Annotated in this window: 9 protein-coding genes; 6 read left to right on the top strand and 3 right to left on the bottom strand. The window is 45.2% G+C overall.

Going from position 1 to position 13,652, the window contains the following annotated elements:
* Nucleotides 1-57: 57 nt before the first annotated feature.
* The gene (locus tag ACJJH9_RS18600) at nucleotides 58-2,043 is read right to left on the bottom strand and encodes a ShlB/FhaC/HecB family hemolysin secretion/activation protein (protein WP_444923641.1); all 1,986 of its coding nucleotides are present in this window, start codon (nucleotides 2,041-2,043) and stop codon (nucleotides 58-60) included.
* Between the two features lie 71 nt (nucleotides 2,044-2,114).
* Complete coding sequence (locus ACJJH9_RS18605; RefSeq protein WP_444923642.1) at nucleotides 2,115-4,733, bottom strand: bifunctional serine/threonine-protein kinase/formylglycine-generating enzyme family protein; 2,619 nt, start codon at nucleotides 4,731-4,733, stop codon at nucleotides 2,115-2,117.
* 589 nt (nucleotides 4,734-5,322) lie between these two features.
* On the opposite strand from ACJJH9_RS18605, the gene ACJJH9_RS18610 reads away from it, so the two are divergent.
* The 6 genes from ACJJH9_RS18610 to ACJJH9_RS18635 all read left to right on the top strand — a co-directional run bounded on the left by ACJJH9_RS18610 (nucleotide 5,323) and on the right by ACJJH9_RS18635 (nucleotide 10,880).
* On the top strand, nucleotides 5,323-5,811 hold the full coding sequence (locus ACJJH9_RS18610) for an Hcp family type VI secretion system effector (protein ID WP_252084237.1): 489 nt from the start codon (nucleotides 5,323-5,325) through the stop codon (nucleotides 5,809-5,811).
* A 156-nt stretch (nucleotides 5,812-5,967) separates the two neighbouring features.
* On the top strand, nucleotides 5,968-7,875 hold the full coding sequence (locus ACJJH9_RS18615) for a type VI secretion system Vgr family protein (protein WP_444923643.1): 1,908 nt from the start codon (nucleotides 5,968-5,970) through the stop codon (nucleotides 7,873-7,875).
* A 16-nt stretch (nucleotides 7,876-7,891) separates the two neighbouring features.
* A complete protein-coding gene (locus ACJJH9_RS18620; protein ID WP_444891537.1) occupies nucleotides 7,892-8,470 on the top strand; it encodes a DUF6931 family protein in 579 nt (192 codons plus the stop codon).
* Between the two features lie 3 nt (nucleotides 8,471-8,473).
* Complete coding sequence (locus tag ACJJH9_RS18625) at nucleotides 8,474-8,767, top strand: PAAR domain-containing contractile injection system baseplate protein (protein ID WP_152450772.1); 294 nt, start codon at nucleotides 8,474-8,476, stop codon at nucleotides 8,765-8,767.
* Between the two features lie 457 nt (nucleotides 8,768-9,224).
* The gene (locus tag ACJJH9_RS18630) at nucleotides 9,225-9,707 is read left to right on the top strand and encodes a DUF6795 domain-containing protein (RefSeq protein ID WP_444923644.1); all 483 of its coding nucleotides are present in this window, start codon (nucleotides 9,225-9,227) and stop codon (nucleotides 9,705-9,707) included.
* 18 nt (nucleotides 9,708-9,725) lie between these two features.
* Nucleotides 9,726-10,880 carry a lipase family protein gene (locus tag ACJJH9_RS18635; protein WP_444923645.1) on the top strand — a complete coding sequence of 385 codons (1,155 nt, stop codon included), beginning with the start codon at nucleotides 9,726-9,728 and terminating at the stop codon, nucleotides 10,878-10,880.
* A 95-nt stretch (nucleotides 10,881-10,975) separates the two neighbouring features.
* Here the strand turns inward: ACJJH9_RS18635 and tssH are convergent, their stop codons facing one another.
* The gene (gene tssH / locus ACJJH9_RS18640) at nucleotides 10,976-13,639 is read right to left on the bottom strand and encodes a type VI secretion system ATPase TssH (protein WP_444923646.1); all 2,664 of its coding nucleotides are present in this window, start codon (nucleotides 13,637-13,639) and stop codon (nucleotides 10,976-10,978) included.
* Nucleotides 13,640-13,652 lie beyond the last annotated feature (13 nt).

Genomic DNA, 13,652 nt, shown 5'->3' on the forward strand with positions numbered 1-13,652 from the left:
CCGGTACCTTGCATAGAGCGGTCAGGTCAGCTTCAGCTATCGATGAATTCTGAATTATTAGTTATAAAAAATAGAAAAGTCTGCATAGACCATTGGTTGATCTATATCTTCCCCAGTACCTTCGATGGAAGAGTCTTTTTCAATAGGCCAGCCGACTGATACTTTGCTGGAGAAGAATTCATTCCAGCTGAACTTAAACAGAAGACCGCCACCAGCAAGCCTTGCCCAGTCATCTTCTTTTCCATCTTTATAATTGTTTACAATGCCGTAACCCACATCGGCAAACAGTGCAATTTGCACAATATCGTTCAGGCGTTGACCAAACAGGATAGGGTTAACCACTTCTGGGAAGCTGGGATACCACTCGGCAGATAAAAGCCCAGCTCTATCGGCGGAAAAGTCTCGTACATCAAAGGCTCTAACTCCGTTAGCGCCCCCTAATGACATCTGTTCAAATGCTGGCAGGGGGTTATCGCTGTGTTGTACTCGGCTTTTAATTATTAAGCGAGATTGATCTTCCGTGAACGGCATAGGCAGGAACAGCAGTGAACTGCTATTTAAAGAAATCTTGGCAAAGTGATCTCCGCGTGCCGCTTGTAGGTCTTCCTCCAGTTCTCTCTGATGTTCACCATATTGAACACTGGTGCTTAATATATTGAGCATGGGAATAGAACCACTGGAGAGGTGATCCATATAAAAACCTAATTCACCCCCGTACACATGATCACCCGGCTCATCAAACTGGGTGATTGCGCGCAGATTTGACTTTTTCTCAGTAAGTCCGAATGAACCCGTCAAATTGAAATCCCTGGAACGACGGAATTTATGATCTACTGTTAGCGCGTAGCTGGTATTATCCCCGTGAATATCAAGGACATTTAAAGGGTTATCTGGATCTTCAACATCACGCAATACAAAATCATTGTAATCTGTAGAAAGTTGAAGCCTGGTGCGCGGACCAAATAATGGAAGGCTGTATCTTAACTGACCAAGATCGGAGCCAAAGTTTGAGTCAAAATCCGTAACATTAGTTGACTTCAAATAGCCTATAGTCAGGGCATCCCCAATACCCAAAGGGTTCAGCCAGTCTACAGTTGTATAAAACCTTTGATCGCCGGTATAAGCTGATCCGTGGTTATCGGCCCTGAAGGAGGTTTTCCAGCTGCTAGCATCACGAACTTTCAAATTCAGCTTGGTCTCACCCGGATTTTCTCCAGCACTAAAATAGCCGGTAACATTTAATCCAGGCAGATCATTTAGAAGGTAAAGTCCTTCTTCAATATTATCATGGTTGACCAGCTTACCTTTTTGTTCTTCAAAAGGCTTAGCCAGTTGTTCCAGAGCATATTTGTTATTGTCTTCTGCAGCGACCTGCCCCAACAACCCTTCTTGTACAGTTAGGGTTACAACACCATCTTCAACATCTTGAGCGGGTATTTGAACCTGAGCGAGAAAAAGGCCCTGACGGCGATAAAAATTAGTCAGTTCGGCGGCAATTTCTTCCAGATCAGCGTAACTTAAACCACGTTCTTTATTCTGCTTTTCTATTACACTGACAAGTTTTTTGAGTTCAGCTGGCCCCAAACCACCTGGATTAAATTGGGCTTGCATATTACCCAATAAAATTGCCAATTCCTCTAGGTTATCAACCGTATAACCACTAGCGAGGATTTTATCTTCTTTCATAAATTTAACACGAAGCTTTTCTGCCATCTCTTCAATAACTTCGCGTTCAATACCAAATTCTGGATACTCTTCCAGCCTGTGGAATTGAAATTCTTTAACCGTAATCCGTGGGCCCTGATTGCGCTGAGATATCTCTGGAATCTCAGTATTCAGATTTGGATCTTCAGCTTCATAGGTGCGCTGTAGAAAGTCTTTGGTTACGTCCGCCTCATTGACTGTTGGCGTATTTTGATCGAAAGCCTGCCTTACACGACTGCGGAAGCTGGAACCTTCGTCTTGAGCATAAACAGGCAAATTCGATAATAGAAAGCCTACGCCAATAAATAGCGCCAGCTTACTTTTTCCAAGCCCAAGCATAACTCCCCCAAATTACTCTTATTTAATTGGCCGATTTCAATCTTCACATGACTGGAGACGGCGTATTTTTATTAATTTACATCTCTAACAATGCGAAAGCCTGTTAATGCATCTGCAAGCCCTGCATGCAACCTTTTGGATGTAGCGAGACAGCGGCTCATGGGGTCTTGTCGATTACCGCCAAGCGCAAGTAACTCCCCGTCAGTACCTTTCGCCCACTCCTGAACATTGCCTACAGCATTCACTAAGCCAAACCTGTTTGTCGATCCGTCCTGGGCAGGCACTAACTCAGCCCCCTTTTCAATACCGCCATACTTTAAATGGCAGTTGCGGTCTGCAACTTCTTCCTCGCCATTAGCGCTGGCAGCTGCAAACCATTCCTGCTCTGATGGAAGGCGATAGCGGTACCCCGTCTCATCGGATAACCAGGTGATATACGCTTCTGCGTCTTGAAGAGTTAAGTTGTTGGCTGGCAGATCACCCGCGGCGATATCAATGGCTGCACATTGTTTGGTTGCACTACAATAGTGCTCGAGGTCTCGGTTACTTACTTCATACTTACCAACTGCCAAGGGCCGACCACTCACACCTCGAACCACTACCATTGCTGGCCCCTTGGTACCATCTGCAAGGCGATCTCGACAACTGTAGCGATCTCCCCTGCCACCGCTACCTGGGATTAGGTGACCACAAAAATCCAGCTTGAATTCTTTGAGGGGTTGATAACCGGGTAGAAGCGCCCTGAACTCATCGACTAGAGCCTCTGTCCTTTGTGGGTCTTCAGCACCCAATTTGGTGGCACAGTTATTAAGCTCTTCACCAACAACCGGACGAATCTGTCTGGCTTTAACACTATCTAGCCTTGCCAGCTGAGATAACTGCGCTCCCACTGCGGCGACATTCATATCAAAGCCACAGGTTAGTGTGGATTCCATATTGGCCAGAACAGTGTCGATTTGCTTGTTTTTAATAGAGTCTAAGCGTCGGCGTTCAGCGCGTTCTTCCGCAAGACGAATGCGCTCAGCCTCACGCTCCGCCTCTAGGCGCTCAGCCTCCAAGCGAGCTCGCAGGTTCTCTCTATCCGTAGCCAGCTGGGATTTGATCGCAACAGCTTGGCTGGATACGCCATACCAGCTGGCAGCACTTTCCAGCATGGAATCCGCTTGATCCAGATTACCCAGGTTTAACTGACCGGTAGCCGCGGCGAGAAACAGCTCCGAAATTTCACGGCGTTTATTATCGAGAAATTCTTCATCGCTGGGGTTGAGCTCAGAATACTCATGAAGTTCAAGGCGGAGGTCCTTCTCCCAGGCTGGAGTAAGGATACTCAGTGACACCAAACGATTAATCGCTTCTTTTTTATCACTGATTCGCCGCTGTAGTAACTCTTCCTGGAGCTTCTTTTCAAGCTCAATCTTTACTCTTTCTTGCTCAGCCGTATTCTGCTGTTCCAAGTGGCTATAGCCCACCCCAGCACCTACAAGCACCATGGTGAAAGCCCCACCTAATACCCACTTCCAGGTATTGCTGACAAAAAACGTCTGAACAAATTTTTCTACTGTGTCAGTACGATCTTCTCGTTTTAGCTGCAGAGCGGCTTCAAGAGCACGCCACTCCCGTCGATTTAACCCCCTAATACGTTTCGGGCGTAGCTTCTTTTCTAAGGCCTTATCAGCGGGAACCTTGTCATAAGGATGTCGGCCACAAAATAGCTCGTAGGCCACACACCCGAGGGCATAGACATCATCAGATGGAGCGGGCTCACCCCCTTTCAGCATCTCGTAACTGGCATAGGCGGGCGTCAAAGCTCCCAGACTGCCAGCATCAAAAACCGTAGTCTCGCCAGTTTTATTGGCGATCCCCCCTTCAGATACGGCTCGAGCAATACCGAAGTCAAAAACCTTCGCACCTTTCTTACTGGTAACAAAGATATTGCCAGGCTTAAAGTCGGAGTGGACGATCTTATGGGAATGAGCGTAAATGAGGGCCTGGGAAATATCAGAAAAAACAGAACGCGCCTTTTCGGGCTCCAGCCCAACATCCGCATGCTCTCGCAGGAGTTTGTCAAGCGGTGCACCCTCAAGAAACTCCATGGTCATAAAGACCCGATCACCATCGCGGTCAAAATCGTAAACCGTTACGATGTTGGGGTGGGCTAGTGTTTGTGACTTACGCGCTTCCCGTTGTAAGGAAATAAAGGCATCAGGATGTTTCTGGAAATCATCATTTAACAGCTTGATTGCTACATAAGGCTCGCTGTCATTCGCTTCCAGCTTACGGCGATCAAGTGCCTTATAAACAGCCCCCATACCGCCAACCCCAAGGAGCTTATCTAACTCAAATCGCCCCTTGATCACTGTTTTGGTTACAGCGCCAGATGGCAACGGCTCAAAAGAGTCAGAAGTAACAATAGGGTTTGCAGAAATTCCACCAGAGAGTTGGCCCGGCTCTTTCTTTTGGCCGGTATTCTTTCGAGGTGCAGGGCTAAAAACTGTTGCATCTGGATTAAACCCAGATGCAGCAGAGGGCAGTATTGCCTGCGCACCACGCACCGGAGGGTGATCATTTTTCCCAGTGGAGTCCTGATTAACAACGACGGTTACGTCGCCATCATCTGTCAGTCCCTTTTTAGATTGATCCGGTCCGGGCAGATTGCCGTTCGGCCGAACAACACGTGTCTTATCGTTCAATTCCGCCTCCATGGGAAAGCTTTTCGACACATCCAAAGACCGTAACAAAATATTGCTACGGGCAGGTTGTCAAGCTAATTAAGGGGCAAAGTATATCGAACAGCCTTTTAGGCAACAATGAACAGGTAAGCAAATATATTTGACTATAAGCTGTTTTGAAAAAACTACTCGACAATTACAGACTCAGAGGAGACACTGATACTGAAGACAATTAATTACACCTTCTTACAAGCTCATCTGACAAAAGAAAATCCCTAACTTAAAATATTTTATTAACGTGATACCGTTAACAATTCTTAATATTTTCCTCAGATTCTCACTTTTTTTGACATCAAGCTTTTCTGTTCAATAGAAAATTAATTAGTGTCAGAGTCGAATAAGCGCAGACGGCATACCTCCAGCAATCAATATACTCCCCTGGATAATTAGTGCCAGAGTCGATTTTATAAGCTGAAAATTCGGTTTTTTTTTGTATTTCACTCTGTTTAAATCACCTCAGTTGTCATTGCGACACCATCTGAGTTACCGCACTAATGCGGTAGCAAGGAACTAACCACCAATATCTCAAGCCAACAAAGAGGGATTTCCCATGGCTATTTACATGAACTTCAACAGCCTCGCCACTAAGGGTAACGTTACTGCCAAGGGCTACGAAGACTGGATCGAAGTTGACAGCTTCAACTTTGGTGTTGGTCGCGGTATCACTATGGAAGCCGGCGCTACCTCCAACCGTGAAGCTTCTCGTCCGAGCCTGAGCGAAGTTACCTTCACCAAGCGTATTGACGCTGCATCTGGTGGCCTGTTTAAGGCTTCCGTAACTGGTGACGAAGGCGTACCTGTTGAGATCCACGTTGTACAAACTGGCGCTAACTCTGTAGAAAAGTATGCTGTGTATAAGCTGGAAAACGTACTGATCTCCTCTTACAGCATCGGCGCTTCTGCTGGCGGCGCACCTCAGGAATCCATCTCCCTGAGCTTTGCCAAGATTGAGGCTGACCTCAATCACGCAGACAAATCCAACAAGAACCCCAAAAACATGCGTGTTGGATACGACCTCACTACCGCTACTCCGCTGTAATAGGTCTATACCCTTTTGGGATAAGATGGCCTGCAGAATCTCTGCGGGCTGTCTACAGGTCTTTAGCTGAATGCTCATTGAGTTTTCAGCTAAAGATCTGCAAATCTGCTAGTTTCTCATTTCTTTCAGGCACCGTAGGGATAGTTGGGGCTGCCCATGGCTACACTCAATCAAGATAAAAGAATGATTACGGTCGATAGCCCGGTTGGCACAGATGCGCTAATTGCTACGACCCTGCAAGGCGAAGAGCATATATCTAAGCTTTTCCGCTATGAAGTGCAATTGCTTTCTGATGACCATGCTATTGAACAAAAGGATATTGTTGGCAAACCAGTAACAGTTTCCATTCATCACTCTGAAACACCTCGCCATATCAATGGTTACGTTACCCAGTTCTCTCTACATGATGTTAATGCTGAGGGTGTACGCAGTTATAGCGCCATTTTGCAACCGGGTCTGTGGTTTACCAGTTTGGCTGGCAGCAACCGAGTCTTTGAAAACAAATCTGCCAAGCAGATTCTAGAAGAGGTTCTGGGAGAATATAGCCGAGTAATAAAACTCACGTTAAAGTTAAATGCTGAGTATATTACCCGTGAATATTGTGTTCAGTTTGACGAGAGCGACTTTGATTTTATCAATCGCCTGATGGCTGAAGAAGGCATATCCTACTATTTCAAGCATTCCACAGGGCAGCACGAACTCGTTCTTTGCGATGATTCTCAAGACTTTTATGATTGTGAAAACGCTGACATTGAGTATGACGGCGGAGGCAGCCATCCAACCAAAAATACCGTAAGTAGCTGGAGAAGAAACTTCAACTATCACGGTGGTGGGTTTGAGCTTAAAGATTATAGCGAGTACACAGCAACTAAAGACAACAAGCAGCAGGTAAAAACGACCAGCCAGCTTAATGATGTTGCAAATTATATGCGCGGCCTCTATGGCTTAAACCATTTCCAGGTTGATGGTGAGCACAAGCATAAATTTACAGACAGCTATCACAAAGCACTTGCCGAACGGGCAATGGAAGCGCAAGAAGCACTTTTTGATGTAAGCCACGGTCGCAGTGATTGCCCTTCCTTTACTGCAGGCGGTCGTTTCAATTTTGATCACTCATTATCTTCCGAAAAGGGCAGGTATCTTATTACCTCAGTGCATGTCTCTGCAGGAGATGGAAATGGTATTGATACCCACTTCCACAACACCTTTAGCTGTATACCTTCTACGGTAATGCCACGCCCGCAGCCCAATGTATGTGCGAAAAAAATCCATTCACCGCAGGTAGCACGAGTTTTAGAGGTCAAGGCTACAGCTTCAGACAGCTCACAGGATCCCTATACACAGCTCAGAGTTAAATTCCCCTGGAACTCTCAACAGAATAGCTGTTGGGTAAGGGTAATGCAGTCCTTTGCCGGTAAGAACTGGGGCGCGAATTTTGTTCCAAGAGTTAACCAAGAAGTCGTTGTTACCTATATCAATGGCGATCCGGATCGGCCATTGATTACCGGGGCGGTTTATAACGGTGATAACCCTGGGCCCAACTACACAGCGACTCAAAGTGGTTGGAAAACCGAGTACGAAGGCAGCACTTTCAATGAGCTTAGGTTTGATGACAAGGGTGGCAATGAAGAAATTTATATGGAAGCTGGCAAGGATCATAACTTTGTGATCCATAACGATCAAACCGGAAAAATTGAAAACCAGCAAACACTAGAAATCAAACAGGATCGTAGTATTACCGTCACGGATGGTAGCGAAGTTGTCACCATTGCCAAAGGTGACCAAAAACTCAATGTCAATAAGGGCAACCAGGTTGTCACTATCGGTTCAGGCAACCATACCCTTAAAGTGAGTAAAGGCACCCAAACAACCGATGCCATGGGGGCAATCAAGATATCCTCCAAGGCTTCAATTGAGTTAAAGGTTGGTGGCAGCAGTATCAAGCTAACGCCGGCAGGTATTACCATCAAAGGAACAATGCTCTCCTGCAAAGGAGACGCGACGGCTGAAGTTAAGGGCGGTGGTATGCTTACCTTAAAAGGTGGCGTTACCATGATCAATTGATGGGATTAAACAGCAGATGACTGACCTGATCAAAGTACAAGCGTTAACTGCAGCTGAGCTCCTTAAGAATTTTGAGGTTAGCGAGGAGGCGGAAGAGCATCTGGTGCCAGATACCGCACCTGAAGTTAGTATTAACCAACTGATAGAGGTTGGCCTCTACCCGGATGCAATAAAGCTACTAGCCCACGGTCTGCCAAAACGAGAAGCGGTATGGTGGGCCTGCCTTGCGGCACGCGATATACAAAGTCCTGAGACTGACGAAGACAATGTTAGTGCATTGATCGCAGCAGAAACCTGGGCGAAAAAACCCAACGAGGAATCGCGATTAAAGTGTAAAACACTGGGTGATAAAACCAAGCACAAGACGCCCGCAAGCTGGGCAGCAACCGCTGCCAGCTGGTGCCACGGCAGCCTCGCAGCCGAAGGCGAGCCTGTGGTTGAACCGCCAGAACACCTCTATGCACACGCAGTGGCTGGCAGTATTACATTAGCAGCAGTCTTATCTGATCCAGTAGACCCCGCCAAACGCTTTGACCGCTATATGAAACAGGGTCTGGATCTGGCCCGTGGCGGCAATGGAAGAGTGAAGGATTAAATTATGGGCAAGCCAGCTTCACGTATTACCGATATGCATGTATGCCCCATGGTTACTGGTACCGTACCTCATGTAGGCGGCCCTATTCTCAGCCCAGGTGCTCCAACAGTAATCATCGGCGGCATGCCATCCGCCACTGTTGGCAGCACTTGTACGTGTGTGGGACCACCAGATACTGTTGCTATGGGTAGCACTACCGTAATGCTACAAAAAAAGCCAGCTGCCCGTATGGGGGATACAACTGGACATGGAGGGAAGATTGTTATTGGGTGCCCTACAGTTTTAATTGGTGGCTAATTTATCCTTCCTGAAAGTCGCTTGTATTAAATATTAGGAATGCAGATCAATTAACAATAATAATACCTAGCCGCATCCAATTAAGACTGAATTTTTATAGTGAAGTATAAAACGCGAAATATATAAAGATAATTTTAGAGAACGTATTTATTAACAATCTCTACAAATTCATTATAGGTGACAATGCTTTTAAAGCTCACTTAACATAGTTACACCTCACGATTAATAAGCAACTCTATTAAGACCAATGAGACTTATTAACAGCCAAAAATTCTGTACAGCCAAACCCCAGAACTTTTAGGCTCACCGATAATCAATATCAGCAATTGAGCAACATCAGGGTAATATTAACTCTAAAAAACTGAAATCCAGATTAAAAATCTCTCCATATTAAACAGCCAAATACTTGGCAAAGAAACGATAGATATAGACTGATTGCAGGACCTATACCATCTTTATGAAAAAACTCAACTCACAAATATATATTGTTTTAATCACATTTTTTCTTCCACTAATATCTGGAGGCGCTAACGCAATGGCTTTCCTCAACCCGCTTAAAGCATGCACATTTTCGGAAATGAAAATTCGACTTACCCTTGACGGCAAACCAGCAGTGGGAGCAAAGATCACTCGCAGCGTCGACTGGAAGGACGAAAAAATTGACTTTTTTACATCAGACGGAGAAGGCAACGTTAAACTCCCTGCAAAATTTGAAAGCTCAGTCACTCAGGTTTTGCCTGTAGAGTTTATATCCTCACAAAGTATAAACGTAGAATACGAAAATAAAAATTATTTAATTTGGATTTATGCAAAAAGAAACCCAGGGGAAAATTCTGAAATGAACGGAAACCCTATAAATCTATCATGCGAGCTCACCGATGAACCCAAAACAGAAAGAAAATTTAAATCTGCACTGAAAACTTCATGTAAATTTTTATAAAAAAGGAATATCATCACAATGCTAACCCCACAATACAGTGCGCAGCTTGCCGCTGATATATATCTGATCAAAAAACCAAACGATCAAGAGATATTTTTCGACTTATACAAAGATGACTTTGATATAAAAGAAAACCTTCCCAATAAGATTGAAGGAAAAACAGGCGCATTCGCCCTAATTAAAAGTGCTCATGCAATGGGAGTTGCCACATGTGGCAAGGACAAATTTAAAGGACAGGCATTTGTTGCTCTAAAGGGTACAGCTAGCGGTTATGATCTGTTAACCGATTTAAACGCTGGGATTAAACGATTTCACACTGGTGGATCTGTACATCAAGGTTTTTACTATACCTTTGATAGTTTCTTCCCTCAACTAGAAAGCTTTTCACATAACCTTCCATCTCATGTACATACAATACATTGTGTTGGACACAGTCTTGGAGGCGCATTAGCAACACTGGCTGCCGACTGGCTCTCTGCTAATACAGGAAGAACTATAAAACTCTACACTTATGGTAGCCCAAGAGTTGGTCTTGACCAATTTTCTAGTAATTGTAAACGCCGGTTGACACCACAAAATATATATCGTGTTTATCATCGCGCCGATGCAGTTCCCATGGTACCCACTTGGCCATTTATCCATGTGCCTGACGGTGGCATGGGAGATTTTGAGTTACCTACCCCCAGCTATAACCCCTTGACCAATCACAGCAGTGAAACATACGTAGAATCCGTCGCCCCAAATGAAACAAGTCTTGACTGGGATACAGTTAGACAAAAAAAACCAAAAGATAATTTGGACAAGAGTGTCGAAGCTTGGTTAAGATCTGATGGTATTCTATCTTTATCTATGAATACTGCTTGGATAGCAGGTGAGGCACTACTGTGGGTTCTAAAAAAGGTTAGTCACCTAGCCGGAATATCCTTAGTTGTAGCAGGCAGTACAACATTTACGATTTTAGACCGGCTGGCAATTTTTCTACATAACGCCTACCAAATCAGCAAAGATATTTCTTTCTGGGTGATGCGACTTGTACGCAGACTTGCCCAATTAATTGGAATGGTTGTTGTTGAGGGTGTTGATATAACAGTTTCATTTATCCGCATGGTATTCCTACGCATGCACCGAGCCATCTCTGACTTAGTCATGAGAGCGGGAAGAATGATTCATTAATATAACCTAGAGAAGTTGCAATAACGCATGGTGTTAAGTTGTACCTAGCCCAGTAATGAAATAAAGTTGGCTTCACTACTGGGCTAGATTCCAGGTTATTCTACCTTATAAGCGAAATCACCCTCTTCAGTCGCAGACACTTTAATTGCCTTAACCTCTTCACCTTTCGCCATTTTATCCAAACATTCACTGGCCAATTCTGGTAATAAAGTTTTATTTAGAATTACCTCAATGTTGCGGGCTCCAGTATCTGCTTCATGGCAACGCGCCACAATATTGATAAGTACATCCTCATCATATGAGAAAGAAGCGCCATAGTGTTCACGAACACGCTTCTCAATCTTACGCATATTGATTTTACAAATTTCAACCAGATTCTCATCATCCAACGGATAGTAGGCAACCACATTAGCACGGCCAAGAAATGCTGGTTTGAACTTCTGTAGTAATTGGGGGCGTATATTATCTAGTAGTACATCTGGTTCTGGCTTTTCCTCTACCTGGCTGAATATAGCTCTAATGGCATCCTCACCAGCATTAGAGGTCATAATGATAACGGTATTCTTAAAGTCGATATCACGCCCTTCACCATCTTTGATGGTACCTTTATCGAACAGGTTGTAGAAAATATCCTGTACGCCGGGATGGGCCTTCTCCATCTCATCCAGTAGGATTACGGAGTAAGGTTTACGCCTAGCAGCTTCGGTTAGAACTCCTCCTTCCCCATACCCTACATATCCGGGAGGAGACCCTAGCAGCATAGATACTTTGTGTTCCTCTTTAAATTCGGCCATGTTTATTGTAGTGATGTTTTGCTCACCACCAAACAACTCATCGGCTAAAGCCAATGCAGTCTCAGTTTTACCTACGCCACTAGTGCCGCAAAACATAAATACACCAACTGGCTTGCGTGGATCAGTCAATCCTGCCCGTGAAGTACGAATTGCCTGAGCAACGGCCTCGATGGCATGGGGTTGACCAATCACGCGCTTGTTCAGTCGTCCAGCCAGAGTTTTAACAGCTACGATTTCATCACTGACCATTTTCCCAACGGGAATACCCGTCCAGTTGGCAACCACTGCAGCGATAGCCTGCTCATCAACAGATGGCTGCATCAAAGGTGTATCACCTTGTATTACTTCAAGTTCTGCAGACAGGCTTTTCAATTGTTGCTGATAGTCAGCTAAAAGCGCTGAATCGGGCTCCAGATTTTCACTCTTTCCTTTCATAAATTCGGAGTCAATTTGATCTCGAATTTTTTGTATCTGTTCAATCAGCTCATTTTCTTGAACAAGCTGTTGTTTTAATGAGGATAATCGCTGCTCTTCAGTCTGCTTGAATTCTTTCAGTTCTGTCAGCTGTTCTTCGTGCTCACCCATAGCTACATTTTCACGTTCCAACTTGGCAAGTGTTGTGTTAGTCCGTTCAATATTAATTTGAGCATCTTCAATAGCGCCAGGAGTAGCCGACTGGCTCAGGGCTACGCGGGCACAGGCGGTGTCAAGCAAGCTTACAGATTTATCAGGTAGCTGACGCCCAGGAATATAGCGGTGGGATAACTTAACCGAAGCAATAACTGCCTCGTCAAGGATGCGTACTTTATGGTGTGCTTCAAGAGTAGTGGCAATACCACGCATCATATCAATGGCATTTGCTTCATTGGGCTCTTCAACTTTTACAACCTGAAAACGCCGAGTCAAAGCAGGGTCACGCTCAAAGTATTTCTTATATTCAGCCCAGGTCGTGGCTGCCAATGTTCTCAGCTCACCTCGTGCTAAAGCAGGTTTAAGTAGGTTGGCCGCATCCCCCTGCCCTTCCTTACCTCCTGCACCAATCATGGTGTGAGCTTCATCAATAAACAAAATAATAGGCGTTGGGGAGGATTTAACCTCTTGAATCACAGATTTAAGACGATTCTCAAACTCGCCCTTTACGCTAGCACCGGCCTGAAGTAAGCCCAGGTCCAGCGTCCGAACTGCTACACCACGTAGAGGCTCAGGTACATCTCCACTGGCAATTCGTAAGGCAAAGCCTTCAACTACGGCTGTTTTACCAACACCTGCCTCACCAGTGAGAATCGGGTTGTTTTGTCGACGACGAGTGAGGATATCAATACACTGCCGAATCTCTTCATCTCTACCTAGAACTGGGTCAATCTCACCCTTCTTCGCTCTTTCAGTCAGGTTGACGGTATACTTGTCGAGAGCTGGCGCTTTACTAGCGGCGGCCGCTACGGCAGCAGCGCCATCATCAGTTGCGCTGGCAGCACCAATATGACTCGACTCACCACTTTGCCCAAACATCGCCCGGGCAGTTTCACGAATAGACTCAGGCGCTATATTTTTAAGCTCTGGACAAGATTCTTGAATTTGTCGACGTGAAGTCTCTTCCAACAGCAGAGCTGCGAGGAAGTGTCCAGAACTGATTGCACGATGCCCATAGTCGATAGACGCCAGCATCCAGGCATTCTTTGCCGCTTCGACAATTGTCGGAGATAGTGCAGGAGGTCGGCTACTTCCCGAGCGGAATCCAGCTATAGAGGTGGCAAGCTGTTTAGCAAAATTTGCCGGATTACAGTCATGTTTTTCCAGTAGGTGATAAAGGTCTGTATCTGATTGATCTAATAATTTAAGCAGCCAGTGCTCAAGTTCAACATTGTATTGATTTTGAGATAAACAAAGGCCGGCTGCGCCTTCAAGAGAATCACGCATATGCGGTGTCATGGTATCAACAAGCCGCTTCAAATCGATATTTATCACAGTAAAAAGATCC

It is taken from the genome of Microbulbifer mixtoriginis (SeqCode) (genome assembly GCF_052466715.1).

Coding starts and splice junctions, on each gene's coding strand:
- ACJJH9_RS18625 (WP_152450772.1), top strand. CDS start 8,474: ATGGGCAAGCCAGCTTCACGTATTACCGATATGCATGTATGCCCCATG.
- ACJJH9_RS18630 (WP_444923644.1), top strand. CDS start 9,225: ATGAAAAAACTCAACTCACAAATATATATTGTTTTAATCACATTTTTT.
- ACJJH9_RS18635 (WP_444923645.1), top strand. CDS start 9,726: ATGCTAACCCCACAATACAGTGCGCAGCTTGCCGCTGATATATATCTG.
- ACJJH9_RS18610 (WP_252084237.1), top strand. CDS start 5,323: ATGGCTATTTACATGAACTTCAACAGCCTCGCCACTAAGGGTAACGTT.
- ACJJH9_RS18615 (WP_444923643.1), top strand. CDS start 5,968: ATGGCTACACTCAATCAAGATAAAAGAATGATTACGGTCGATAGCCCG.
- ACJJH9_RS18620 (WP_444891537.1), top strand. CDS start 7,892: ATGACTGACCTGATCAAAGTACAAGCGTTAACTGCAGCTGAGCTCCTT.
- ACJJH9_RS18600 (WP_444923641.1), bottom strand. CDS start 2,043: ATGCTTGGGCTTGGAAAAAGTAAGCTGGCGCTATTTATTGGCGTAGGC.